The organism is Pseudomonas sp. GB2N2, from assembly GCF_054897705.1.
On sequence record NZ_CM142701.1, the window covers coordinates 4,137,402 to 4,162,036 of the forward strand.

General features: G+C 60.3%; 21 protein-coding genes. 4 read left to right on the forward strand and 17 right to left on the reverse strand.

Features of this window, described 5'->3' with window-relative positions; all coding sequences use genetic code 11:
- The first annotated feature begins 74 nt into the window (after nt 1–74).
- Both ACYZT4_RS19055 and ACYZT4_RS19060 read left to right on the forward strand, forming a co-directional pair.
- Nucleotides 75–1,223, forward strand: coding sequence for a DUF2515 family protein (locus ACYZT4_RS19055; protein ID WP_461982236.1), 1,149 nt, complete (start codon nt 75–77; stop codon nt 1,221–1,223).
- Nucleotides 1,220–1,864, forward strand: a complete 645-nt coding sequence (locus tag ACYZT4_RS19060) for a hypothetical protein (protein WP_461982238.1) — start codon at nt 1,220–1,222, stop codon at nt 1,862–1,864. The genes ACYZT4_RS19055 and ACYZT4_RS19060 overlap by 4 nt, the downstream gene beginning before the upstream one ends.
- Nucleotides 1,865–2,077: 213 nt before the next feature.
- Here ACYZT4_RS19060 and ACYZT4_RS19065 read toward each other — a convergent pair whose 3' ends face one another.
- Nucleotides 2,078–2,341, reverse strand: coding sequence for a DUF6124 family protein (locus ACYZT4_RS19065; RefSeq protein WP_461982240.1), 264 nt, complete (start codon nt 2,339–2,341; stop codon nt 2,078–2,080).
- A 591-nt stretch (nt 2,342–2,932) separates the two neighbouring features.
- On the opposite strand from ACYZT4_RS19065, the gene ACYZT4_RS19070 reads away from it, so the two are divergent.
- Entirely contained in the window at nt 2,933–3,370 is a 438-nt protein-coding gene (locus ACYZT4_RS19070) for an excinuclease (protein ID WP_461982242.1), read from the forward strand.
- A 128-nt stretch (nt 3,371–3,498) separates the two neighbouring features.
- On the opposite strand, the gene ACYZT4_RS19075 is transcribed toward ACYZT4_RS19070, so the two are convergent.
- Nucleotides 3,499–4,401 carry a LysR family transcriptional regulator gene (locus tag ACYZT4_RS19075; RefSeq protein WP_461982244.1) on the reverse strand — a complete coding sequence of 301 codons (903 nt, stop codon included), beginning with the start codon at nt 4,399–4,401 and terminating at the stop codon, nt 3,499–3,501.
- A 168-nt stretch (nt 4,402–4,569) separates the two neighbouring features.
- Here ACYZT4_RS19075 and ACYZT4_RS19080 point away from each other — a divergent pair, with 168 nt between their 5' ends.
- Nucleotides 4,570–5,799 carry an MFS transporter gene (locus ACYZT4_RS19080; RefSeq protein ID WP_461988736.1) on the forward strand — a complete coding sequence of 410 codons (1,230 nt, stop codon included), beginning with the start codon at nt 4,570–4,572 and terminating at the stop codon, nt 5,797–5,799.
- Between the two features lie 133 nt (nt 5,800–5,932).
- On the opposite strand, the gene gspM is transcribed toward ACYZT4_RS19080, so the two are convergent.
- From gspM to gltB, 15 genes are all read right to left on the reverse strand, one after another.
- On the reverse strand, nt 5,933–6,364 hold the full coding sequence (gspM, locus tag ACYZT4_RS19085) for a type II secretion system protein GspM (protein WP_461982245.1): 432 nt from the start codon (nt 6,362–6,364) through the stop codon (nt 5,933–5,935).
- Nucleotides 6,361–7,467: a type II secretion system protein GspL gene (gene gspL / locus ACYZT4_RS19090; RefSeq protein ID WP_461982247.1), complete on the reverse strand. Its 1,107-nt coding sequence runs from the start codon at nt 7,465–7,467 to the stop codon at nt 6,361–6,363. The genes gspM and gspL overlap by 4 nt, the downstream gene beginning before the upstream one ends.
- Nucleotides 7,464–8,315 (reverse strand): type II secretion system protein GspK, encoded by an 852-nt coding sequence (locus ACYZT4_RS19095; RefSeq protein ID WP_461982249.1) that lies wholly within the window; start codon nt 8,313–8,315, stop codon nt 7,464–7,466. Before ACYZT4_RS19095 ends, gspL begins: the two co-directional genes overlap by 4 nt.
- Nucleotides 8,312–8,854, reverse strand: a complete 543-nt coding sequence (locus ACYZT4_RS19100; protein WP_461982251.1) for a type II secretion system protein GspJ — start codon at nt 8,852–8,854, stop codon at nt 8,312–8,314. Before ACYZT4_RS19100 ends, ACYZT4_RS19095 begins: the two co-directional genes overlap by 4 nt.
- Nucleotides 8,847–9,230 (reverse strand): type II secretion system minor pseudopilin GspI, encoded by a 384-nt coding sequence (gene gspI, locus ACYZT4_RS19105; RefSeq protein WP_461982253.1) that lies wholly within the window; start codon nt 9,228–9,230, stop codon nt 8,847–8,849. The genes ACYZT4_RS19100 and gspI overlap by 8 nt, the downstream gene beginning before the upstream one ends.
- Nucleotides 9,223–9,690 carry a type II secretion system minor pseudopilin GspH gene (gene gspH, locus ACYZT4_RS19110; protein WP_461982255.1) on the reverse strand — a complete coding sequence of 156 codons (468 nt, stop codon included), beginning with the start codon at nt 9,688–9,690 and terminating at the stop codon, nt 9,223–9,225. Before gspH ends, gspI begins: the two co-directional genes overlap by 8 nt.
- Nucleotides 9,691–9,693: 3 nt before the next feature.
- A complete protein-coding gene (gene gspG, locus ACYZT4_RS19115) occupies nt 9,694–10,149 on the reverse strand; it encodes a type II secretion system major pseudopilin GspG (RefSeq protein ID WP_461982257.1) in 456 nt (151 codons plus the stop codon).
- Nucleotides 10,150–10,152: 3 nt separating this feature from the next.
- Nucleotides 10,153–11,361, reverse strand: coding sequence for a type II secretion system inner membrane protein GspF (gene gspF, locus ACYZT4_RS19120; protein WP_461982259.1), 1,209 nt, complete (start codon nt 11,359–11,361; stop codon nt 10,153–10,155).
- A 3-nt stretch (nt 11,362–11,364) separates the two neighbouring features.
- Nucleotides 11,365–12,837 (reverse strand): type II secretion system ATPase GspE, encoded by a 1,473-nt coding sequence (gspE, locus tag ACYZT4_RS19125; RefSeq protein ID WP_461982261.1) that lies wholly within the window; start codon nt 12,835–12,837, stop codon nt 11,365–11,367.
- A complete protein-coding gene (gene gspD, locus ACYZT4_RS19130) occupies nt 12,834–14,762 on the reverse strand; it encodes a type II secretion system secretin GspD (RefSeq protein ID WP_461982263.1) in 1,929 nt (642 codons plus the stop codon). Before gspD ends, gspE begins: the two co-directional genes overlap by 4 nt.
- Before the next feature lie 8 nt (nt 14,763–14,770).
- Nucleotides 14,771–15,295, reverse strand: coding sequence for a hypothetical protein (locus ACYZT4_RS19135; RefSeq protein WP_461982265.1), 525 nt, complete (start codon nt 15,293–15,295; stop codon nt 14,771–14,773).
- 79 nt (nt 15,296–15,374) lie between these two features.
- Complete coding sequence (gene gbpA / locus ACYZT4_RS19140) at nt 15,375–16,841, reverse strand: N-acetylglucosamine-binding protein GbpA (RefSeq protein ID WP_461982267.1); 1,467 nt, start codon at nt 16,839–16,841, stop codon at nt 15,375–15,377.
- A gap of 293 nt (nt 16,842–17,134) precedes the next feature.
- On the reverse strand, nt 17,135–18,202 hold the full coding sequence (hemE, locus tag ACYZT4_RS19145) for a uroporphyrinogen decarboxylase (RefSeq protein ID WP_461982269.1): 1,068 nt from the start codon (nt 18,200–18,202) through the stop codon (nt 17,135–17,137).
- A 187-nt stretch (nt 18,203–18,389) separates the two neighbouring features.
- A complete protein-coding gene (locus ACYZT4_RS19150) occupies nt 18,390–19,808 on the reverse strand; it encodes an FAD-dependent oxidoreductase (protein ID WP_461982271.1) in 1,419 nt (472 codons plus the stop codon).
- A 113-nt stretch (nt 19,809–19,921) separates the two neighbouring features.
- On the reverse strand, nt 19,922–24,367 hold the full coding sequence (gene gltB, locus ACYZT4_RS19155; RefSeq protein ID WP_461982273.1) for a glutamate synthase large subunit: 4,446 nt from the start codon (nt 24,365–24,367) through the stop codon (nt 19,922–19,924).
- Nucleotides 24,368–24,635: the final 268 nt, after the last annotated feature.

Sequence of the window (24,635 nt, forward strand, 5' to 3'; positions counted from 1 at the left end):
TTTCGTCCACGTGATCTGGGCGGGATTTATGGCTGTTAGGGTTTGGGGCTTCTTGATAGAGCAGCCCCGCAGCCATGAGCCAGTGCTTCAAAGAACACCCCAGCGATGAACAACGCTTGAACCACAACACCACGCCCATCGCTGAATGTGAATGCAAAGAGGTGCGGCTTTACGGCGCCCTCAGCATGGTGACCGAGGTTCCCATCCTCACGTGCGCTTGCCTTTGGCGTACCTACCAGCGCGAAGCCGAAGAAATCGTTGCCCCTGGCGGTGTGCTGATCGCCGACCCGGTGGAGCGCAACCGGGTGATCAACGCTGCTTACGCCCGGCTGTGGTTGCATGATCCTCGATTTCAGTGGGCCGGGCTCGCGGCGTTTGCTTCCAAGCAAGTTGGTTGCGGATTGCTGCATGCGGCGGACAGCACTGAACTCATTCGCAAGGAGCGTGAAACGCGAGAGCGAATGCGCGACAGCCGCCGAGAACATGGTTTATTGACCCCGGACAAGATGTCCGGGCAGGCAGATGAGCTGCGTGACTACAAGGAAGCCGATGATCGGAATCCGGTGCCTTCAGTGGATTTTCGTTCGGCGGGGGAGGACTTGTCGCTGGTGCAACAGCAATTCCGACATGTTCACGACATGATGGCGCTAGGGAACACCACGCTGTTCCTGGACATTTTTCCGCTGCATGAGTTTTATGCGAAGCGGGGGCTGAACGAGTTGAAGAAGTGCCTGAGAGCGCGAGAGGGAATCCATGGGCATCCGAAGTTTCCAGTGCTTTGGCCGGTAGGTCAGGAAACGCTCGTTTTCGGTCAATTTCAGCAGGAAATCCAATTTGCTTTCGAGGCAATTGAAGCCGGGGACATTGCGAGGAGCGTTGTATATCTAGCGAGGCATGAGCAACGCAACATTCTGCAGCCCGCCATTTACGAGGACCCGCAAATGGTGGTTTTGCTACGTGCAAACCACGCGGCCTACGTGACCGGTTTTCCATCTGGCGTGGCCCAGGCGATCGAGTTGACCCTCACGAGCCAATGCCAACCTGTTGAGGACGGACGCACCATTGGTTTCAGCAGCAATCCACTGGCGGACCTGTCGGACATCAATCAACGCATGCCTTTTGTTCTCCGGGCTGCGGACAGTTTTGATGGCATGCTCAACCACGGAAACCGAGCTGCAGTAGAGCAGTCGATTCGAGAAATCGCCTCGGGTGGCGAAGCATGAACCTGCGCAACTGGCACCTAGGCGCAGGCTGGCTGCTTATGGCTTTGCTGATACTGGCTGCCATCCATCAACTGAAGCAGCCTTTCTGGGGAGAACCGGAAATTGCCCTGGAAATAGGCGGAACATATGAAGACATGCTTAGCCGTTCTTCAGCCTCTTTTAGCCCGTTACTCCCTGGTCACCTATGGCTCGGTATTCCAGCGGTAGATGCACGATTGCGATTGATTGACCCGCAGTACGGGTTCATCACGCCTCCGGCTCGCTTTTTCACTGTCGGATTTGACGACAATGTCATCGAAGACATCCGCATGTCCCCCCAAATAGAACCGTTGCTGCTCGACAACGCCCTCAAGGTCGTTCTCGATTTACAGGACCAGTGGAGAGAAAAAGGCTGGATGGCAATGGGCGTGCGAAACGACCCCACCATCGCTGATACACCCGAATGGCGGGCCTGGCTTCGGAAAGGGATCCGGCACGGACGATCCTTTTGGCAGGCGGGCGATAAGTACCAGGTAATGCTGCTATTAGGCCGTTTCAAGGATTCCAGGAATCCGACCGAAGAACGCTATCTCATCACCCTTTCCATTGCCAGACCGTGGGTACCCTTCGATGAAAATGAAGAGGTGTGGGAGCGGGAATGAATTGAAACGCTGTTTCGTCCGTTAGCGAGTCGGCCCTTTAAGTGTTCAACGTTTATAGCTACGCATCAAAAACGACAAAGGGCGCCTTTCGGCGCCCTTTTTACATGCAGGTCGGCTTGTCATCACCCTGTACCTGCCTGGCTCTGCGATAGCTGGTTGCCCAGGATCCTCGGAGTCTCCAAACCCCGTTCGGGGACGCGGGCATCTTGTAGGTCAGGGCGGATCGAGGTTATCCAGCACGCGGTTTACTGCCAGTTCTCCCAGCATGATCGACTGTTGAATGCCTAACAGCGTGTTGCTTTGCGATCCCTTCAAATATCTCGCAAAGTCACTGGCCATGACGTTGGCAGACGCCAGGGATTCACAGGCGTATTCCAGCAGGGTGTGGTTGTCGATGCCGGGGGCGATGAGGAACATTTCGCTCGGTTCGTGGGCTGAGTCCGGATCAATGCCCGGTGAGTTTTTTGCTTTAGTCATTTTTCGGCTTCCTACAAAGTGCGGCCACCGAGTTGCTACTAATCAAAAGGGTGGCAGCGGTGCGCAGGTTAGTAGACCGGGGAAGCGCGAAGCCGGCGCGCCCGAAGGCGCCCTGCGCACTGCTGCCATAAAGTGCAGGTATCGAAGGACCTGACCAAATGGAACGCCAATACGCTTCACAAAACCACGAGCTACTAAACCCGATCACTGGGAATCAGTGATACGAACCAAGTTACCGACGGCCCCAAAAGCGCACAAGCCGGCGGATTCTGGCGTAGTCGTAGGCGCTGCCGCAAGGTGTTGTAGCCTCCCGGAAGGCGTCTTAGGAAACGTCCCACAAGACCTATTGGAAGAATGCAAACCCTGTAGGAGCCGGCTTGCTGGCGATAGCAGAGTGTCAGGCGACATCAATGTTGACTGATCCACCGCAATCGCAAGCAAGCCGGCTCCTACAGGGTTCGCGTTGGGGTTCGTGATCTGTGAACGCCATCTACACTTTCCGGATCAGGCCGCGCACACACAGCCTGTTCGAACCGAAAACGCTGATCAATCCAACACCTCGCGGTTCTCTTTCACGTCAAGGAGATGACCATGCAAGTGAAAGCCCTGATCGCCGCGTTGCTGTTCGGCCTGCTGCCCGGTGCCAGCCAGGCGACCAATCTGATGTACATGCCGTTCGAGACGGTGCTGTCCAATGCGCTCCGCTCCGGGCGGCTCGATGGCAGCGTGAAGTTTTACCTGGTCGGCAACGGACCGACGGAGCACCTGCAAGTGTTGCGTGCGAATGTGGTCAGCGACTGGCCTACCAATGCGTCAAACAAGAGTGATTTCGACGCCTGTGAGTGGGCCGTGCAATCGACGTTGATCGAGCTGCAGGAGGAGGCCAAACGGGTCGGTGCGAATGCGGTGACCAACATCGTGAGTTACTACGATCAGCATGTGCGCAAAGACCTGAACACCTATGAGTGCCGGTCCGGGGTGTTTGTAGCGCGGGTCGCGTTGCGCGGGGATTTGGTGCGGGTGCCGTGAGCGCGCAAAATCTGTAGGAGCCGGCTTGCTGCGGGCGGCGTTCCGACGATCGCGGAGTGTCAGGCAACATTGATGTTGACTGTTAAGCCGCCATCGCCGGCAAGCCGGCTCCTACAGGTTTGTGTCGGTCATGATTTGAGGGGTTCGACCTTACGCGTCAGCAGCTCCACAAACGCCTTGGCCATCGGCGATTTCTGGTCCTTTCGCTGCACCAGCCACACCGCCGACACCGCTTCCGAGTCCAGCAGCGGTCGATACACCACGCCATCAATCCGCATCCGCTGATAAGACGCCGGCAACACGGACACTCCCAACCCCGCCGCCACCAATCCGATGATGGTCATCGCCTCGCCCGCCTCCTGCGCAAAATTCGGGCTGAAGCCGGCATCCCGCGCCAGGCTGAGCAATTGCGCGTACAACCCGCTGCCGTAGCTGCGTGGGAAAAATACAAAGGGTTCGAGGGCCAGGGCTGACAGAAACAATCCGTCTTCACTGTCGACCACCAAGGGATGCTTGGAACTGAGCACGGCCACCAGCGACTCGCGCATCAACTCGACCACGCTCAGCGAATCCGGCAACCCCAATGGCCGCATGATCCCGACTTCGATCGATTCGTCCACCAACGCGTCAGCCACCTGGGTGCTGCTCATTTCCCGCAGGGTCAAATGCACCGCCGGGAATCGTTGCCGAAACGAAAAAATCGCCTGAGGAATGGTCGAGTTGAACGGTGCCGACGAGGTGAAACCGATCTTCAGTTCACCCAGCTCACCCAACTGCGCCCGTCGAGCCACATCCGCCGCCTTATCGACTTGCGCCAGCACCAATCGCGCCTCTTGCAGGAACAGCCGACCGGCTTCGCTCAGCTCGACCCGACGATTGGTCCGCTCGAAAAGCCGCGCGCCGACCTCCTGTTCCAGCGCCTGAATCTGCTGGCTCAGCGGCGGTTGCGAGATGCCCAGCACCTGTGCGGCGCGGCCGAAGTGCAGTTCTTCGGCGACGGCGATGAAGTAGCGCAGATGACGCAATTCCATGAAAACCCCATTAGGTCGTTAAACCTCTTAAACAGGTCGAACAATATATTGGATTGAATCATTAGGCAGCTATATGCTTTTTTCATTGCCTGACCGGCTGCGCTCCCCCCGAGGTCCGAAGTGAAAACTGCTGTTGCCCCACTCGCCCATGAAGTTCCGCCCGCCGCGTTGGATAATGCCGTCGCCGAGTTGAAGGAAATCTACATCGAAAAAGGCACGCCGATGTTCATGCGCACGGTGCTGGCCTTGTTCGCCGGCGGCTTTGCGACCTTCGCGCTGCTGTATTGCGTGCAACCGATGATGCCGATGTTGTCTCACGAATATTCCATCAATGCGGCGCAGAGCAGTCTGATTCTCTCGGTGGCCACCGGCATGCTCGCCATCGGCCTGCTGATCACGGGGCCGATCTCCGACCGGGTCGGGCGTAAGCCGGTGATGGTCGCGGCGCTGTTTGCTGCGGCCCTGTGCACCATCGCCGGTTCGATGATGCCGAGCTGGCACGGCGTGTTGCTGATGCGCGCGCTGATCGGGTTGTCGTTGAGTGGCCTGGCGGCGGTTGCGATGACGTACCTGAGCGAAGAGATTCACCCGCAACACATTGGCCTGGCGATGGGTCTGTACATTGGCGGCAACGCCATGGGCGGGATGAGCGGACGCTTGATCACCGGCGTGTTGATCGACTACGTCAGCTGGCATACGGCGATGCTGGTGATCGGCGGACTGGCGGTGATCGCGGCGGCTGTATTCTGGAAAATCCTCCCCGAATCACGCAACTTCCGCGCTCGCTCACTGCACCCGCGCAGCCTGCTGAACGGCTTCACGCTGCACTTTCACGACGCCGGTTTGCCGCTGCTGTTCCTCGAAGCCTTTGTGCTGATGGGCGCGTTCGTCACCCTGTTCAACTACATCGGCTATCGCCTGTTGGCCGGGCCTTACAACCTCGACCAAACCTTCGTCGGACTGCTGTCGGTGGTGTACCTGTCGGGCATCTACAGCTCGGCGAAAATCGGTGCGCTGGCGGACAAACTGGGCCGCCGCCGCGTGCTCTGGGCCACCATCGTGCTGATGCTGGCCGGTCTCGCCCTGACGATGTTCACACCGCTGCCGGTGGTGATCATCGGCATGCTGATCTTCACCTTCGGCTTCTTCGGCGCACATTCGGTGGCGAGCAGCTGGATCGGCCGCCGCGCCCTCAAAGCCAAGGGGCAGGCCTCGTCGCTGTACCTGTTCAGCTACTACGCCGGGTCGAGCATTGCCGGCACGGCGGGCGGAGTGTTCTGGCATCTCGGTGGCTGGAACGGGATCGGGCTGTTTATCGGCGCGTTGCTGGTGGTGGCGTTGGTCGTTGCGCTAAAACTGGCGAAGTTGCCGGTGTTGGCTGGGGCTGCGTCGGTTTAACACCAACCCTGTAGGAGCGAGCTCGCTCGCGATGGACGTCAACGATGACGCGAGCTGCCTGAATGAGCGCGTTGTCTGGACGTTTTTCGTCGGAACGCCGCCCGGAGCCAGCTCGCGCCTACAGTGAGCGCGGTTACCTCAGTACCACCCGCACCTCAAGCACCGCATCACGTTTTTCCAGCGCCAGTGATTGCACCGTCCCGCCATCACGCTCGGCAGCGTCCAGCCATTGCAACAGCGTCTTCGCATCGCCACTGAGGGTCAGGCGCAACTGGTCGTTGTCCGCCTCCATCTGATGTAGCTCAAGCCCTGCCGCTGCGGCGCTTTCGCTGATGCGCAGCGACAAGGGTTGGTCAGCGGCCACGGCAACGGTCCTCCGCGGTTGCGCCCGTTGCAGCTGCGCAGCCAGGCTCAGTTGCTGCTGATGCCGGTGCTCAACGGCTTCGAGGCGCTGACGGGTCGGCTGCCAGATCAGGCTGAAGCCCGCGACGATCAGCAAAAATACACTCACGCCCATTAACAGTCGCTGCTCACGACGGGACAAGCGTTGCCAGACCGCAATCATGTGTTGTCCTCCACCGCCAATGTCGCCTGGACGCGGTTGCGCTCTTTGCTCGCATTATCGAGCCTGACCTGCACGCCTTGCTGCCGCCCGCGCTCACGCAGTTGCTCAAGCTCGGCAAAGCTGTTGGCAGTCAGCTGGATTTTCCAGCCGTCGCCCAAACGGAATTCGATGCGTCGGACGTCAACATGGCTCGCGCCGATGACCTGCTCAATCAGACTCACCAAACCGGAGAGGCGGGTCTTTTCCGGCTCAGCGGTCTGGCTTTGCAGGGCCTTGAGCTGCGTCGCCAAGTCCACGATGCGGGTCTGGTCAGGGTACAGCGCTTTGAATCGCTGCTCGTTCTGGCTGTAGAGCCGGCGGGTTTCACTCTCGAGAAAATGGATTCGTGTCGCGCTCGCGCCCCAGGTCAGCAGGAGCATCATCATTAACGCCAATCCAACAAGACGCCACGGCAGACGTTTGCTGCGCAGGGCGAATTGGCCCTGCATCAGGTTGATCGCGTGCAACGGCCGCAGCGTCAGGCGTTGATCGACGTAAGCTGCATCTTCTCGCTCGTCGATCCAGCGACTGTCGTGCGGCAAGGCGGATCTGAGCGACGTCAACGCCTCATCCGCCATCGCCACGCGGGCAGGTATCGCGCCACCCAGCAGCCATCGGCCAAACCAGCGGGTAACCGTTGGCTCAGGCCCGGACGCGATATCCGCATCGACAAACACCGAACGCACCGCAATACCCGCCTTGGCCAGCACTACAAGGACTTCAGCAAATTGATCGCGGTCGATCACCATCACCGGATAACGTCCTTCTCCGTCACGATCGCCAATGCTCAGGTGCAGCTTCTCCAGCACGTCGCTCAGTTGATCTTCCACGGCAAACCCGATGGCTTGCGCGCTGGGCTTGCGCCTGGAAGGCCACGGATCGCTGCGCACCCAACTGCACAATTCCATGGGCAGCAGCAGATCGACGGCTTGCCCGCTCAGCACTCGCGCGGCTTGATGCAGGGGCAGGAACTGGCGCTGACCGGTCGAGGTCCACCGGCAGCAAGGCCAGTCGGGTGACGGGGCGACCAGTCCTTCGGCGGTCAGGTAAAGCCAGGTGTTCATCGCGGCATCTCATAGGGGGTCGATGGAAGAAGACGTCGTTGCAGGAGGGTGAACTGGTGCGTCTTAGGGTCGCGCTCGACATCCGTGGCCAGGCGCAAACGGCTCTGCCCCTGGATGACCTGCACCGTAATCCGGAACCAGCGGCTGCCGGTTCCCAACCCATGGCTGCTCAGGCCCGCGCCGGCGAGCAGCGGGTCTCGAGTAAAGGCTTGAACGCTCGGCCATGCAGTCGTCGAACGCTGACGGACCAATGCTTCAGCCGTCGTCGCATCTATGCCATCGAGCATCCTCAACACCTGCGCCGGTGCCGTGTTGATGTTCAGCACAGCGTCTGCAGGAAGCACCGCGACCCAGGGTTCCAGTTGCTGCAACAGCTCACCGTCAACGCCCGGCAACAGGCGCAATTGACTCAACTCCTGCAACGCGCCCACCTGATCCAGCGGCTGCGACGGCAGTTCAAGCAAGTTGAGCAAACGCTCCCAACGGTCGAGGGTGACCTGATCGATCTGCCCCTGAGTCAGCAATGAATTGAGATTGAACCGACCGGCAAGGTCCTCGATATCGACGCGCAACTGCGCACCTTCGATGTCTGCGTCGGGCGTCAGACGCGCCCAGTCCTGGGTCAGGTCGACGGTTTTCTGTCCAGCCCACGCGGCTTGCTGCAACTGCACCAGTGCCCAGGTTTCCCCGGCCACCGCGAGTTGCCGCAAGTGCACGTGCTGCACCGCTTGCGCGCTGCTTTGCAGTGACAGGCGATGACTGCGCAGCATGCCGCTGGTGATCAGCAATGCGAGGCTCATGACCAGCAACACGCTGATCAAGGCAATGCCCCGTTGACGCCCGTTCATGGCAATGCGCCCGGCAACAGCAGCACCCGCCGGATCGTCTCGAAACGGCCCACCGACACTTGCAGTTCCACGGCCAGCGGAGCATGCCCGTCTCGCCCGGCCGGCCACTCGTTGCGCCAGCCGGACTGACGATCAAACACGCGCCAACTGAAATCCCGCACACCCTCAAGCAGCTTCTGCCGTTGCATGATCGGCGTGCCTTCACCTTGGCTTTCACGCCACAGCACACCGCTGTCGAGTCGGTAGGTGAGCGTCTGGCGCTCGCTGCGAGGCTGGTCCAGAGGATTGCGCCAGTGGCTGCGTTGCAACTGCAATACCGTCTGTTCGAGCGAGACGGTTTGGGGGATCACTTGCAGCAGATCCCGCTCGATAACCGCCACCGCCCGTTGCACACTTCGAAATTCACGCTCGTGGGCTGCCGTGCCCTGCTGCACGCGAACCACGCCATCGAACAAGCCCCAACTGGCCAGACCGAGCACAGCAAAAATCGCCATGGCGATCACCAGTTCCAGCAAGGTGAAACCGGTTTGCCTATTCATGACGATCGGGTATCCAGCCACTGGCGCGATGAAGGGCGTGGTCGCGACCGGACAGGCTGACGTCAATCTCGACCTTGAGCAATCGCGGGTCGGTCGCCGCGCTGATGTGCTGGCGCAGCAGCCAGTCGCGGCGATCCATGTGCACCACGCGTTGCTGCTGGCCGAGGGTTATCCCGGGTTGAAGGCGCAGTTCATTCAAATAGTTATCCGCCAACCAGGCGGCAAACAGTCTTTCCTCTACCGTGCCGGTCTGCCTGATCACGTATTGGCTCGCCGACAGCACGGCCGCCGCCAGCGTCGAGAAGACCGCCAGGGCCACCATGATTTCCAGCAGCGTGAAGCCGCGCATGCGCGTTGCGGGCAGGCTGTCAGCCATCGATCACCACCTCGCCGAAACCGTCGCTCGACAGGCTCAGCAACGTCCTCTCCGGCGTCGAAAACGTCAGTGTGAAGGCGCTGATTTCATCGTTGCTGAGCATCAGCACCTGTGGTGGTCCTTCATCACTTCCGAGGATCAGCGGATACCCATCCTGCTCAAGGTGCAGTTGCACGTTGACCGGCCATGTGTACAGCACCGATACCGGCTCCCAGCGGTGAGCCGCGAGCCGCAGCGCGCGATAACCGCCGTCACTCAGGCGCAGGCCGAATTCCTCACCATCCAGCACCGCTCGTTCACGCAGTTGCTGAATCAAGCCAGCCATCCCTTGTGCATCCTGCCGGGCCTGACGTGCCGGATTCGGCCCGACGGCGAAGCTCACCATGCCCAGGAGCACGCCGACCAACACAATCACGATCATCAGTTCGAGCAAGGTAAATCCCCGGCAACGTTGACCCATAAATCAGCCACCCCAGTTCCCGATGTCGGCCGCATGCCCTTCGCCGGCGGTCACGCCATCGGACCCCAGGGAATACAAGTCGTAGCTGCCATCGATCGACTGCACACCGGGATTGAGGAATTGATACGGAGAACCCCAGGGGTCGACCGGCAGGTTTTTCAAATAACCCTGAACGTTCCAGTTCCGCGCTGTTGGCACACCCGAAGGGCGTTTACTCAACGCTTCCAGACCCTGCTGCGTCGAGGGGTAGTGGAAATTGTCGAGGCGGTACATTTCGAGGGCGGTGGCGATGGCCTGAATATCGATTTTGGCGGCGGTGACTTTGGCCTGGTCGGGACGGCTCATGAACTGCGGCACCACGATGGCCCCCAGCACGCCGATGATCACGACCACCACCATGATTTCGATCAGGGTAAAACCACGCTGGACGCGACGAGGGCTGCTGCGAGGAGAGTGCATGGGTCAATTCACCAATTGGTTGAGGCTGAGAATCGGAAGGAGAATGGCCATGACGATCAGCAGCACGACGCCGCCCATCAGCACCAGCATGGCCGGTTCGAAAAGACTGACGACCAGGGCGATCCGCGCCGCCAGGCTGTTTTCCTGTTGCTCGGCGGCCCGTACCAGCATGCGGTCGAGTTCACCCGCGCGCTCACCGCTGGCGATCATGTGCAGCATCATCGGCGGGATATCGCCGCTGAGTTCCAGGCCCCGGGTCAACGTTCCGCCTTCGCGGACAGAACGCGCGACATCGACCATGCGCCCACGAATGGTCAGGTTGCCGATGACGGCGGCGGCGATTTCCAGTGCATCCACCAATGGCACGGCACTTTTGCCGAGGATCGCCAGAGTGCTGGCAAACCGTGCAGCTTCCATCGCCCGCAACACCTCACCCGCTACAGGGAGATTCAGTGCCAGCCGATGCCAGCGCAGGCGCCAGAGTGGCTGACGCAGGCTCCAGCGGAACAGACCGATCACCGTCGCCAGCACGCCCGTCAACCACAGGAAGTGACTGCGCAGACCTTCGCTGAGGGCGATCAGCGCCTGCGTGAGCCAAGGCAACGGCTGGTCACTGTCGATGAAAATTTTCACCACGTCCGGGACCACGTAGCCGAGCAGGAAACCAACGATCGCCACGCTGGCCAGCATCAAAATCAACGGGTACACCAGCGCCATCTGGATTTTCTGCCGCGATGCCTGGCGCGTCTGGGTGTAGGCGGCCAATTGCTCCAGCACCTGGCCCAGGTGCCCGGAACGTTCGCCGGCGGCAACGGTGGCGCGGAACAGTTCGGGGAACGCTTTGGGGAACAGCCCCAACGCGGTCGACAGTGCATGCCCTTCCATCACCCGGCTGCGGACGGCTGACAAGAGCCCCGCGACCTTGCGCTTGGCACTCTGTTTGCTCACCGCTTCCAGCGCTTCTTCCAGCGGCAGACCGGCCTGAACCAGCGTGGACAACTGCAACGTCAACAGCGCCAGTTCAGCCGCGCTCAAGCGACCGCTGCGGGGTTGTGTGCCCGTGGCACCGCTGGCGCTCACCTCGTGCAATTCGAGCGGCCACAGACCTCGCTCGCGCATCAGTTGCCGCGCATGACGCGGGCTGTCGGCTTCAAGCCGGCCCTTGCAGCGTTGGCCCTGCGCATCGTCCGCCAGGTAATCGAACGTCGGCATTCGCTAGTCCTCCTGGATCACGCGCAGTAACTCGTCGAGGCTGGTCATGCCGTCGAGCACCCGTTGCCGACCATCCTGAAACAAGCTGCGGGAGCCTTTGCGCGCTTGCGCGATCAACGCCTGCTCACCGGCGCCTTGATGAATCAACGCCGACACGGGCGCGGTCACGCTGATCAGCTCATAGATGCCGATTCGTCCGCGATAACCGTGCTGGCACTGATCACACCCCTGCGCTCTGAACAGCTGTGGAGGCGACGCCGCATCGAGCCCGAGCCGCTGACAGGTGGCCGCGTCGGCGCGATACGACGCCTTGCAGTGCGGGCACAACGTGCGCAACAGACGCTGCGCCAGAATGCCCACCAGTGACGACGCCAGCAGGTAGGCATCCACACCCATGTCCACCAGCCGGGTCACCGCGCCCACCGCGCTGTTGGTGTGCAACGTCGAGAGCACCAGGTGCCCGGTCAACGAGGCCTGAACGGCGATTTCCGCCGTCTCGCGATCACGGATTTCCCCGACCATCACCACGTCCGGGTCCTGACGCAGAATCGCCCGCAAGCCTCGGGCAAACGTCATGTCCACTTTTGGATTGACCGGCATCTGGCCGACACCGGGCAGGTGATATTCGATGGGGTCTTCGACCGTAAGAATGTTGCGGGTCTGGTCGTTCAGGGTGCTCAATGCGGCGTACAGACTGGTGGTCTTTCCGGAACCGGTGGGACCGGTCACCAGCAGAATGCCGTGGGGTTTTGCCAGCAACAGTTGCAAGGCGGCCAGGGTCTCGGCCGGCATGCCCAGCCGCGGCAATTCGAGGCGCCCGGCCTGCTTATCGAGCAGGCGCAGCACCACCCTTTCACCGTGCGCCGACGGCAGCGTCGAGACCCGCACATCGACTTCGTGGCCGGCCAGTCGAAGGGCCATTCGACCGTCCTGAGGAATACGTTTTTCTGCGATATCCAGCCGCGCCATGACCTTGATCCGCGACACCAGCAACGTCGCCAATTCGCGCCGAGGCTTGAGCATTTCGCACAATTGCCCATCGACCCGCATGCGCACCGACAGCGAATGCTCGAACGTCTCAAGGTGCACGTCCGACGCCTGCGCGCGCACGGCTTCGCTGAGCAGGGCGTTGATCAGGCGGATGATTGGCGCATCGCCCTGCTGGTCCAGCAGGTCAGAGGTTTGCGGGACTTGATCGACCAGGCTGAGCAGATCGAGTTCATCGTCCAGCCCTTGGGCAACCTGCTCCGCCGCACTCTGACCCTCACGGTAAGCCGCCGCCAGACGCACAGCGAATTCATCGGCATCGACACTGCGCAACGGCAGGTTCCGGCCGCAGACCCGGCGCGCTTCCGACAGGGCGCTCAATGGCGTATCGGCTCGCAGCACAAGGCGCAAATCTGCGCCCTCGCCCTCCAGCAAAACGCCGAAACGCCGGGCAAAACCGAAAGGCAGCCGCTCGATTTTTTCACTCATGGCGTAACCGGCATCTGCTTGCGCAAATCGAACACCGGTGCGTCCATGGCCGGTTCGAACAACTGACGTGCTTCTGCCGGCAGCAGCAACGAATTGTTGCCGTGCGCACCCGGCTGGCTCAACTGTCGCAGCGCGTTGTAGCGCTGCTGGCTGACGTCGGCGAGGTCTTCCTTGCTGCGTACAATAGTGGGCCGCAAAAACACCATCAGGTTGCTTTTGGTTTGTGTGTCCCGGGTCCAGCGAAACAGTGCGCCCAGGTAAGGAATGTCGCGCAGCAGCGGCACGCCGCTTTGCTGGGTGCGCACGCTGTCGCGGATCAACCCACCGATGACGATGATCTCGCCATCGTCGGCCAGGATGGTGCTTTTGAGCGCGCGTTTGTTAGTGATCAGGTCGGAAGAATCGATGCCGGACACCGACGGCGCAATGTCCGAGACTTCTTGCTCCACCTCGAGGCGCAAGGTCGAGCCTTCGTTGATGTACGGTTTGATTTTCAGGCTGATGCCGACATCCTTGCGCTCGACGGTGGTGAACGGGTTGTCGGCACCGTTGCTGTTGGTCGCGTAGGAGCCCGTCTTGAACGGCACGTTTTGCCCGACGATGATTTCCGCCTCCTGATTGTCCAGGGTCAACAGGCTGGGCGTGGACAGCAGATTGCTGTGGGTGTTGCTGGCCAGCGCCGAAATCAGCGCGCCGAAACGGTCACCGCCCAACTGCAGGAGCGCGCCTTCCGGGGCCGATTTATTCTCGTCAAAATTGAGCCCGCCAATAATTGGAATATCGGTGCCCGGGAAGTTGATAAAGCCCTTCGCGTCGCCGCCGCTGAAACTCCACTGGACGCCCACGGCCTGGGCGATGTCCCCGGAAATTTCGACGATGGCGGCATGAATCAGCACCTGAGCCCGGGGTTGATCCAACTGGCGCACGATGTTTTCAATCGTGCGGATTTGCGCCGGCTCGGCGATCAGCACCAGCGCGTTCTGGCTTTCATCAGCCTTGATCGTGAACGGGGCGCCGGATGAATTGTCCTTCACGCCGTTAACGGGGGATGCCTGTTTCCGCCCCTGCCCCATCGCCTCCAGAACTTCGGCCAATTGCTTGGCATTGCTGTGGCGCAAGCGAATGACCCGAGCGTTGTCTAGAGAGGCAGTGGCGGGTGTGTCGAGGCCACGGGCCAAGTCGAGCAGGCGCTGGCGCACCGCTGGCGGGCCGATGACAATCAGGCGGTTGGTCCGGGTGTCGGGCAGTACCTGAATCGCTGTATCGGCGTTGCGTTTGCCCAGTGAAGATTCAATGATCGTGGCCACATCAGCGGCCTGGGCATGCTTGAGTTGCACCACGGCATGCAGGTTGTTCTGCCCCGAATCCAGCTGACGCACGACCTTGGCAATACGCCCTACGTTGGCGGCTGTGTCGGTGATGACCAGCGCATTGGCCGACACCGACGGACCGACATAACCATTGGCCGACACCAGCGGCCGCACCAGTCCGGCAATATCCGCGGCGCTGCTGGTGTTCAGCTCGATGACCTGGGTGACGAATTGCGACGCCGTCGCGGTTTTTGCCGAGTCCTGCCCGGCACGGGTTTTCGCTTCGGTGACCGGTGTGATGAGGATACGGTCACCCTCGTCGATGACCGTGAAGTTGTGGGCGTCGAGCACCGAATAAAACAGCCGGCGAACGCCCTCGCGGTCGAGGGCCTGACGAGACATGACGGTGATGCGCCCGGACACTCTGGGGTCGAGCACCACGGTGGTTCCGAGGATGCCGGAGATTTCTTCGACGATGTCGCGCAGCTCGGCATTGTTCATCGCCAGTTGCCATTTTTCTTCCTCGCCGTGCAGCGTCTGGGGAACAAGCGCCGTCGTTAGAACGGCCAGGAAAAGAAAGGTGCGCAGAGGCTGCGTGCCGATGAAGCTATTCATGGAAGTGATCACTCAGACGGCCCGGAGTGCGGGCGTAGATAACGTGTGGAAATGGCCGGTGGCTGGGCCTCGGCCTGCCCATCGAAACGGCGCAGGAAACTCGCAGTAGACGTTTGCAGCGCCAACACCTCTTCACGTCCCCTGTTCCACAGCACCGCCTGGTTCGCCTCGACGCGGCGAAGCACGCTGCCGCCCGGTAACGGATCGCCCACCTGATAAATCCGCGCACCTTGCGCGTCTGCCAGCAGGGCTTTGGACAACCCTGTACCGAGGACAAAACTGGCCTGCAAGGTCATCGGCTCGGCGCTAGCCAGCAACGGCGTTTCGGGCGACAGGCCCAGCACTGTTGTAATCGCCGTGCTATCGACAGGAGCGTGGGGCGATGGTGCCCGCAGTGCCGTGGCGAATGACAACGGTGAGACAAGGCTTTCGCGATAGCCCCATTCTTGCCACGCCAAAAACGCGGCGTAACCCACGGATACAACCAGCAGGCCGAACGGTAAAAGTCGCCTGGACATCATAACCACCGTCATTTTTGCGCACGTTTTCCGACAAAGGAATGAACCTTCAGGCGACCCAGTCCCGGATCGCCTGAAGTGTTACGCGACGGGCTTAGAGCTTGTCCCACGCCATGTGCCAGTGCGCACCGACACCGGGCTCAAAACCGTTGGCGGTCGGGGCGTACTGCTTGCAGTAACCGGACTCCGGGAACGGCTTGCATTCGAAGACTTCGTTGGTCTTCGGTTGCAGCACTTTGGTGCCGGCGGTGTACTCGCTGAGGCCATCGGGGAACACGAAGTCATGCTCGACACCGGCACCTTCGCCGATCATGTGGGTCGGTTGGGTATCCTGGCGGGTGGTGCGGCCATCCAGGGTGGTGCCCACCAGCGTCAGGGTGTGTTTGCCCGGGTTGCTGCGAACGTCCATCACCAGGTTGGTCGTGCCGCTGTCCACTGGAGCCTTGGTCGAAGCGACGGGCTTGTTGTGCTCATCAAACAGGGTCGCTTCGACGTTCATTTTGCGATTGGAGACCATGCTGAAATCGACTTTGGCCAAGCCTTTGACCAAAACGTATTCGGCTTGCTGAGAAGCGACAGACATCCGCGCAGCGGTGTCTTCCTTCATGTCCAGCTGGACTTCGTAACGGGTGATTCCGCTTTCTTTCTGGGCGTAGAGGGTGTTGGCGCCACGCACCGGCTTAATGTTCCCATCCTCATCACGGATACCGGCGCGGATAAGTGTTTGGGCGCCGTTGATTTTTTCTGCCAGTTTGAACGACCAGTTGTTTGGCGAGCCGTCCTCGACGCTATCGATGGAAATTTCGACGCTGAAATTCGACTGCTCGCCGGTAGCAGAGAAGGCGCGAGCCTTGACCTTGTCGCCGATCAGCAATTGAGTCGACGGTGCGATACTGCCAACGGAAGACCAGCCACCGGGCAACTCTGCTTCGGCAATAATGTTCACGTCAGTCGGGTTGTAAAACGCCGCGTCGGTGTCGCCAACCGTCCAGATGGCGAGAATCACATGCTGGCCGGATTTGTCTGCCGGGAGGGTGCAACTGTGCTTGGCACCCGATTCAGGCTTCTGGTTACCGCCATCGATGGTGCAGAACGGCGTGCCTTCAAAGGACGCGCGCTTCAGCGCCTCGTTTGGATTCCAGCCATTGCGAGTGATGAAGTACTCATGTTTGGTCGCGGGGTGAACAGCTGTGTAGTGCCACTGGAAATCAATGTTGCGGTCCTTGATCTCATTCAAATGCCAGCGAGTGGCAGATTGAGCATCCAACGCGGAAAACAACGCGTGGCCGCCACTTGGGATCTTGCCGTCGACTGGCCCTTGCAACGGGGCGCCACCCGTGCCGGCTGGAAAACCTTTGAACGTTTCGCCAACGCTTTGTGGTTCGTACTGCGCGCCGCCACAATTAATGTTCACACCTTTCTGGCAGAGCAATGCGCGCGAGGGCGGCACTTCGAGGTAGCCATGGGCTGAAACAGTTTGAGCCGCCAACATTGCCGATAACAGGATCATCGAAGAGGAGCATGCGGTGAACGCAGCACCCTTGTGGAAGATTTTTTTCATGATTGTGTTCCAGACTACTTATCGAAAATTCAGGCGCCTGGCTGGCGCCGCTGTTCGTAATCCCGGTCGGTTTGGGGTGCCGAACGAGGGTCTGAAACGTTACCGGGATGGAGGCAACTTCTATGTAGGACAAGTCGCCACTTGGTTGGGGATTTGTCTCTCAAAACACTTGTCTGACGATGTGAGAAAGCTTTCTTACAGGAAGAAACGCATTCGGTAGCCATGCGTTCAACAGACATAAAAAAACCTGTCCGGCGGTTAACCCGGACAGGTTCAGTGGATCGTCAGAAACACTACTCGTGATACTGCGCCGACAACTCGTGCACCGCGCGCATGAACGCGCCCGCATGCTCCGGATCGACATCCGGCGTGATGCCATGACCAAGGTTGAATACGTGACCGCTGCCCTTGCCGTAGCTGGCGAGGATGCGCCCGACTTCGGTGCGAATGGCTTCCGGTTTGGCGTACAGCACAGTCGGGTCCATGTTGCCTTGCAACGCGACCTTATCGCCGACACGAGCCCGTGCGTTGCCGATGTCGCAGGTCCAGTCCAGGCCCAGCGCGTCGGCGCCAGCGTCGGCAATGCTTTCCAGCCACAGCCCGCCGTTCTTGGTGAACAGAATGACCGGCACCTTGCGACCTTCGTGTTCGCGAATCAGACCGCTGACGATTTTGCGCATGTAGGCCAGGGAAAATTCCTGGTACGCCGCTGCCGAGAGGTTGCCGCCCCACGTATCGAAAATCTGCACTGCTTGCGCACCGGCCATGATCTGGCCGTTGAGGTAGGAGGTGACGGACTGCGCGAGCTTGTCCAGCAGCAAATGCATGGCTTGCGGGTTGTCGTAGAGCATGGCCTTGGTCTTGCGGAAGTCTTTCGACGAGCCGCCTTCGACCATGTAGGTGGCCAGGGTCCATGGGCTGCCGGAGAAGCCGATCAGCGGCACACGGCCGTTCAGTTCGCGGCGGATGGTGCTGACCGCGTCCATCACGTAACCGAGGTCTTTGTGCGGATCAGGAATCGGCAGGGCTTCGATGTCGGCCATTGTGCTGACCACTTTCTTGAAGCGCGGCCCCTCGCCGGTCTCGAAATACAGGCCCTGGCCCATGGCGTCGGGAATGGTGAGGATGTCGGAGAAGAGGATCGCCGCGTCCAGTTGCGGATAACGGTCGAGCGGCTGCATCGTGACTTCGCAGGCGAACGCCGGGTTCATGCACAGGCTCATGAAGTCGCCCGCCTTGGCTCGGCTGGCGCGGTATTCCGGCAGGTAGCGACCGGCCTGACGCATCATCCAGACAGGCGTGACGTCTACAGGTTGCTTGAGCAGGGCGCGAAGGAAACGGTCGTTCTTCAGGGCAGTCATGTCGGCATCCGGAAAAATAGTGCGGGCATTTTCTCAGAGCGCGACGCAAAAGGCACGGCAAGAGCCGTGCCTTTTGTCTATCGGGTCAATTTGTCGCATAGATGCAGCGGCAAGTTTCAAGCTGCAAGCCGCAAGCACCGTGGCTTTGAGCTTGCAGCTTGTAGCTTGAAACTTGCCGCTGGCGTCGTCAGACGCCCAGGTAATCCAGGATCCCTTCAGCGGCATTACGCCCTTCGAAGATCGCCGTCACCACCAGGTCGGAACCGCGAACCATATCGCCACCGGCGAAGATTTTCGGGTTGCTGGTCTGGTGCTTGTACTGACCTTGTTCCGGGGCTACGACGCGGCCCTGGCTGTCGGTCTGGATGCTGAACTGCTCGAACCACGGCGCCGGGCTTGGACGGAAGCCGAAAGCGATGACCACGGCGTCGGCCGGGATGATCTCTTCGGAGCCCGGAATCGGCTCAGGGCTGCGGCGGCCACGGGCGTCCGGTTCGCCGAGACGGGTCTCGACCACCTTCACACCTTCGACCTTGTCTTCACCGACAATGGCAATCGGCTGGCGGTTGTAGAGGAATTTCACGCCTTCTTCCTTGGCGTTCTTCACCTCTTTACGCGAGCCCGGCATGTTCGCTTCGTCGCGACGATAAGCGCAGGTTACCGACTTGGCGCCCTGGCGAATCGACGTACGGTTGCAGTCCATCGCCGTATCACCACCGCCCAGCACCACGACCTTCTTGCCTTTCATGTCGACGAAATCTTCCGGCGACTTTTCAAAGCCCAGGTTGCGGTTGACGTTGGCGATCAGGAAGTCAAGCGCGTCATGCACGCCCGGCAGGTCCTCACCAGCAAAGCCGCCCTTCATGTAGGTGTAGGTGCCCATGCCCATGAACACGGCATCATATTCCTCAAGCAGGTGTTCAATGGTCACGTCCTTGCCCACTTCGGTGTTCAAGCGGAACTCGATGCCCATGCCGGTGAAGACTTCGCGGCGATTGCTCAACACAGTCTTTTCGAGCTTGAACTCGGGGATGCCGAAGGTCAGCAAGCCGCCGATTTCCGGGTTCTTGTCGAACACCACCGGGGTCACGCCGCCGCGTACCAGCACGTCGGCACAGCCCAGGCCGGCCGGACCGGCACCAATGATCGCGACGCGTTTGCCAGTCGGCTTGACCTTGGACATGTCCGGACGCCAGCCCATGGCAAACGCGGTGTCGGTGATGTACTTCTCAACCGAACCGATGGTCACCGCGCCGAAGCCATCGTTCAGGGTGCAGGCACCCTCGCACAGTCGATCCTGCGGACACACCCGGCCGCAGACTTCCGGCAGGGTGTTCGTCTGGTGCGACAGCTCGGCGGCCTGAAGGATGTTGCCCTCGGCCACCAGTTTCAGCCAGTTCGGAATGAAGTTGTGCACCGGGCACTTCCATTCGCAATACGGGTTACCGCAACCCAGGCAGCGGTGGGCCTGATCGGCCGAGTGCTGGGGTTTGAAGGGTTCGTAGATCTCCACGAACTCTTTCTTGCGTTGACGCAACAGTTTCTTCTTCGGATCTTTGCGCCCGACCTCGATGAACTGGAAGTCGTTGTTTAGACGTTCGGCCATCTTTAAAACTCCTACCGCAGCCTCAAGCTTCAAGCTTCAAGCTGCAAGAAAATCATTTTCAACCGGTCCACCGCGCATGGCTTCAAGCTTGCCGCTCGAAGCTTGCGGTTGCTTTACTGCGGACTTGCCCGCGTACTCGAGAGGAGCGACTTCAAACTCGCCGCCTTCGGTTTGACGAGCCAGAAACGACGCAAATAGTCATCGAGGTTTTCAGCGAGGTTACGGCCCCATTCGCTGTCGGTTTCCGCGACGTATTCGTCCAGCACGCGTTGCAGGTGGCTGCGATAGGCTTCCATCGCCTCACCGCTGATCCGCTGGATTTCCACCAGTTCGTGATTGACCCGGTCAACGAAGCTGTTGTCCTGGTCGAGCACGTAGGCGAAACCGCCGGTCATGCCTGAGCCGAAGTTGTAACCGGTCTTGCCCAGAACGCAGACGAAACCACCGGTCATGTACTCGCAGCAGTGATCGCCCGTGCCTTCCACAACCGTGTGAGCACCGGAGTTACGCACCGCGAAACGCTCACCCGCGGTGCCGGCGGCGAACAGCTTGCCACCGGTGGCGCCGTACAGGCAGGTATTGCCAATGATGGCACTGTCCTGAGTCTTGTACGCGCTGCCTTTCGGCGGAACGATGACCAGTTTGCCGCCGGTCATGCCTTTGCCGACGTAGTCGTTGGCATCGCCTTCCAGGTACATGTTCAGGCCACCGGCGTTCCACACACCGAAGCTCTGACCGGCCGTCCCTTTGAAGCGGAAGGTGATCGGCGCGTTCGCCATGCCTTGGTTGCCGTGCTTGCGGGCGATTTCACCGGAAACCCGAGCGCCGATCGAACGGTCGCAGTTACAGATATCCAAAGCGAAATCGGCGCCGCTCATGTCGTTGATGGCCGAGGTGGCCATGTCGATCATTTTCTCGGCCAGCAGGCCTTTGTCGAACGGCGGGTTGCGGTCGACCTGGCAGAACTGTGGTTTGTCTGCCGGGATGTGGTCGCTGCCGAGCAACGGGGTCAGGTCGAGGTGGTTCTGCTTGGCGGTCTGGCCTTCGAGGATTTCCAGCAGATCGGTACGACCGATCAGCTCTTCGAGAGAGCGCACGCCCAACTTGGCCAGCCACTCACGGGTTTCTTCGGCAACGTAGGTGAAGAAGTTGATCACCATGTCGACGGTGCCGATGTAGTGATCCTTGCGCAGCTTCTCGTTCTGCGTCGCAACGCCGGTGGCGCAGTTGTTCAGATGGCAGATGCGCAAGTATTTGCAGCCCAGCGCGATCATTGGCGCAGTACCGAAGCCGAAGCTCTCAGCGCCGAGGATGGCTGCCTTGATCACGTCGAGGCCGGTTTTCAGGCCGCCGTCGGTCTGCACCCGGACTTTGCCACGCAGGTCGTTGCCGCGCAGGGTCTGGTGGGTTTCGGCCAGGCCGAGTTCCCAAGGCGCGCCCGCGTATTTGATCGAGGTCAGCGGCGATGCGCCGGTGCCGCCGTCGTAGCCGGAGATGGTGATCAAGTCCGCATAGGCCTTGGCCACACCGGCAGCGATAGTGCCAACGCCCGCTTCAGCTACCAGCTTCACCGAGACCAGCGCTTTCGGGTTGACTTGTTTCAGGTCGAAAATCAGCTGTGACAAGTCTTCGATGGAATAGATGTCGTGGTGCGGCGGCGGCGAAATCAGGGTCACGCCCGGCACTGCGTAACGCAGCTTGGCGATCAGACCGTTGACCTTGCCGCCTGGCAGCTGACCGCCTTCGCCAGGCTTGGCGCCTTGGGCCACCTTGATCTGCAGCACTTCAGCGTTGACCAGGTATTCCGGGGTCACCCCGAAACGGCCGGTCGCAACTTGCTTGATTTTCGAGCTTTTGATCGTGCCGTAGCGCGCCGGGTCTTCGCCACCTTCGCCGGAGTTGGAACGCGCACCGAGGCGGTTCATGGCTTCGGCGAGGGCTTCGTGAGCTTCCGGCGACAGCGCGCCGAGTGAGATGCCCGCGGAGTCGAAGCGCTTGAGCACCGATTCCAGCGGTTCGATTTCGCTGATATCCAGCGGCGTCGCCAGCGTTTTGACCTTGAACAGGTCGCGGATCATCGACACCGGACGGTTATCCACCAGCGCCGTGTATTCCTTGAACTTGCTGTAGTCGCCCTGCTGCACAGCGGCTTGCAAGGTGTTGACCACGTCCGGGTTGTACGCGTGATATTCGCCACCGTGGACGAACTTCAGCAGGCCGCCCTGCTGGATCGGCTTGCGCGGGCTCCAGGCTTCGGCGGCGAGGGCTTTCTGCTCGGCTTCGATGTCAACGAAACGCGCACCTTTGATCCGGCTTGGCACGCCACGGAAGCTCAGGTCGCAGACTTCTTCGGACAGGCCGATGGCTTCGAACAGCTGCGCACCACGGTACGAAGCGATGGTCGAGATACCCATCTTCGAAAGGATTTTCAGCAGGCCTTTGGTGATGCCCTTGCGGTAGTTCTTGAACACCTCATAGAGGTCGCCCAGGACTTCACCGGTGCGGATCAGGTCGCCGAGCACCTCGTAGGCCAGGAACGGATAGACCGCCGAGGCGCCGAAACCGATCAGCACCGCAAAGTGATGCGGGTCGCGTGCGGTAGCGGTTTCAACCAGGATGTTGGAGTCGCAACGCAGGCCTTTTTCGGTCAGGCGGTGGTGCACCGCGCCGGTGGCGAGAGAGGCGTGGATCGGCAACTTGCCCGGCGCGATGTGACGGTCACTCAGGACGATCTGGGTGCGACCGGCGCGAACGGCTTCTTCAGCCTGATCGGCGACATTGCGCACCGCCGCTTCGAGGCCGACGCTTTCGTCATAATTAAGGTCGATGACCTGGCGTTCGAAGCCCGGACGATCGAGGTTCATCAGCGAGCGCCACTTGGCCGGGGAAATGACCGGCGAGCTGAGGATCACGCGCGAGGCGTGCTCCGGCGACTCCTGGAAGATGTTGCGCTCGGCACCGAGGCAAATCTCCAGCGACATGACGATAGCTTCACGCAGCGGGTCGATCGGCGGGTTGGTGACCTGCGCGAACTGCTGGCGGAAATAGTCGTACGGCGTGCGCACGCGCTGAGACAGCACGGCCATCGGCGTATCGTCGCCCATCGAGCCGACGGCTTCATAACCTTGCTCGCCGAGCGGACGCAGCACCTGGTCGCGCTCTTCGAACGTGACCTGATACATCTTCATGTACTGCTTGAGCTGGTCGACGTCGTAAAAAGCCGAACCGTGGTCGTTGTCTTCCATGGTCGCCTGGATGCGCAAAGCGTTTTTGCGCAGCCATTGTTTGTACGGATGACGAGACTTCAAGCGGTTGTCGATGGCGTCGGTGTCGAGGATCTGACCGGTTTCGGTGTCCACGGCAAAGATCTGGCCCGGACCAACCCGGCCCTTGGCGATGACGTCTTCAGGCTGGTAATTCCAGACGCCGATTTCCGACGCCAGGGTGATGAAACCGTTTTTGGTCGTCACCCAACGCGCCGGGCGCAGACCGTTACGGTCGAGCAGGCACACCGCGTAGCGACCGTCGGTCATGACCACGCCCGCCGGGCCGTCCCACGGTTCCATGTGCATCGAGTTGTATTCGTAGAACGCGCGCAGATCCGGGTCCATGGTTTCGACGTTCTGCCACGCAGGCGGAATGATCATCCGCACGCCACGGAACAGATCAATGCCACCGGTGACCATCAGCTCGAGCATGTTGTCCATGCTGGAGGAGTCTGAGCCGACACGGTTCACCAGCGGACCGAGCTCTTCCAGATCCATCAGATCGTTGGTGAACTTGGTGCGACGGGCCTGGGCCCAGTTGCGGTTGCCGGTGATGGTGTTGATCTCGCCGTTGTGGGCGAGGAAGCGGAATGGCTGGGCCAGCGGCCATTTCGGCAGGGTGTTGGTGGAGAAGCGCTGGTGGAACACGCAAATCGAGGTTTGCAGGCGCTGGTCACTGAGGTCTGGATAGAAGGCGGTCAAATCCGCCGGCATCATCAGGCCTTTATAAATGATGGTCTTGTGGGAAAAGCTGCAGATGTAGTGATCGACGTCGGCGGCATTGGCCACGGACGAGCGACGACGGGCGCTGAACAGCTTGATCGCCATGTCCTGATCGCTCAGGCCTTCACCGCCGATGTAGACCTGTTCGATCTGCGGCAGGCGCTCGAGGGCCAGGCGGCCGAGGACGCTGGTGTCGATGGGCACTTTGCGCCAGCCGACCAGGGTCAGGCCTTCGGCGAGGATCTCGCGGTTCATGTTTTCGCGAGCGGCTTCGGCTTTGACCGGGTCCTGGTTGAAGAAGACCATGCCCACCGCATATTGCTTGGGCAGTTCGACGCCGAAGGCTTCCTGGGCGATCGCTCGCAGGAACACATCAGGCTTTTGAATCAGCAGACCGCAACCGTCACCGGTCTTGCCGTCGGCGTTGATCCCACCGCGGTGGGTCATGCAGGTCAGGGCCTCAATGGCCGTTTGCAAAAGGGTATGACTGGGCTCGCCCTGCATATGGGCTATCAAGCCGAAACCGCAGTTATCCTTGAATTCATCTGGTTGGTACAGACCTGCTTTCATAGACACTTTCTCACCAGGCTGCCTCTTATCGAGGCAAATTTCTTTTTAATTCAACCACTTGCGATCCGCGCCGAACGTGCGCCGGCTTAGCGGGGGCAAAAGGGTGGTCATTGTACACAGCGACACACAGGCTCACAAATTTGACGACGAACTGTCGCAAATCTATGTCGCATTTGTGAAAGGTTTAAAGCGATCTGCTGTGCTAGTCAAAACTTTTTTAATTCTGACCGCTACGACTCAAAGACTACTGTGACGCAGACACCACAAG

Excerpts from the sequence above, each read along its gene's own strand:
- ACYZT4_RS19055 (WP_461982236.1), top strand. The coding sequence starts at position 75 with ATGAGCCAGTGCTTCAAAGAACACCCCAGCGATGAACAACGCTTGAAC.
- ACYZT4_RS19060 (WP_461982238.1), top strand. The coding sequence starts at position 1,220 with ATGAACCTGCGCAACTGGCACCTAGGCGCAGGCTGGCTGCTTATGGCT.
- ACYZT4_RS19065 (WP_461982240.1), bottom strand. The coding sequence starts at position 2,341 with ATGACTAAAGCAAAAAACTCACCGGGCATTGATCCGGACTCAGCCCAC.
- ACYZT4_RS19070 (WP_461982242.1), top strand. The coding sequence starts at position 2,933 with ATGCAAGTGAAAGCCCTGATCGCCGCGTTGCTGTTCGGCCTGCTGCCC.
- ACYZT4_RS19075 (WP_461982244.1), bottom strand. The coding sequence starts at position 4,401 with ATGGAATTGCGTCATCTGCGCTACTTCATCGCCGTCGCCGAAGAACTG.
- gspM (WP_461982245.1), bottom strand. The coding sequence starts at position 6,364 with ATGATTGCGGTCTGGCAACGCTTGTCCCGTCGTGAGCAGCGACTGTTA.
- gspL (WP_461982247.1), bottom strand. The coding sequence starts at position 7,467 with ATGAACACCTGGCTTTACCTGACCGCCGAAGGACTGGTCGCCCCGTCA.
- ACYZT4_RS19095 (WP_461982249.1), bottom strand. The coding sequence starts at position 8,315 with ATGAACGGGCGTCAACGGGGCATTGCCTTGATCAGCGTGTTGCTGGTC.
- ACYZT4_RS19100 (WP_461982251.1), bottom strand. The coding sequence starts at position 8,854 with ATGAATAGGCAAACCGGTTTCACCTTGCTGGAACTGGTGATCGCCATG.
- gspI (WP_461982253.1), bottom strand. The coding sequence starts at position 9,230 with ATGGCTGACAGCCTGCCCGCAACGCGCATGCGCGGCTTCACGCTGCTG.
- gspH (WP_461982255.1), bottom strand. The coding sequence starts at position 9,690 with ATGGGTCAACGTTGCCGGGGATTTACCTTGCTCGAACTGATGATCGTG.
- gspG (WP_461982257.1), bottom strand. The coding sequence starts at position 10,149 with ATGCACTCTCCTCGCAGCAGCCCTCGTCGCGTCCAGCGTGGTTTTACC.
- gspF (WP_461982259.1), bottom strand. The coding sequence starts at position 11,361 with ATGCCGACGTTCGATTACCTGGCGGACGATGCGCAGGGCCAACGCTGC.
- gspE (WP_461982261.1), bottom strand. The coding sequence starts at position 12,837 with ATGAGTGAAAAAATCGAGCGGCTGCCTTTCGGTTTTGCCCGGCGTTTC.
- gspD (WP_461982263.1), bottom strand. The coding sequence starts at position 14,762 with ATGAATAGCTTCATCGGCACGCAGCCTCTGCGCACCTTTCTTTTCCTG.
- ACYZT4_RS19135 (WP_461982265.1), bottom strand. The coding sequence starts at position 15,295 with ATGACGGTGGTTATGATGTCCAGGCGACTTTTACCGTTCGGCCTGCTG.
- gbpA (WP_461982267.1), bottom strand. The coding sequence starts at position 16,841 with ATGAAAAAAATCTTCCACAAGGGTGCTGCGTTCACCGCATGCTCCTCT.
- hemE (WP_461982269.1), bottom strand. The coding sequence starts at position 18,202 with ATGACTGCCCTGAAGAACGACCGTTTCCTTCGCGCCCTGCTCAAGCAA.
- ACYZT4_RS19150 (WP_461982271.1), bottom strand. The coding sequence starts at position 19,808 with ATGGCCGAACGTCTAAACAACGACTTCCAGTTCATCGAGGTCGGGCGC.
- gltB (WP_461982273.1), bottom strand. The coding sequence starts at position 24,367 with ATGAAAGCAGGTCTGTACCAACCAGATGAATTCAAGGATAACTGCGGT.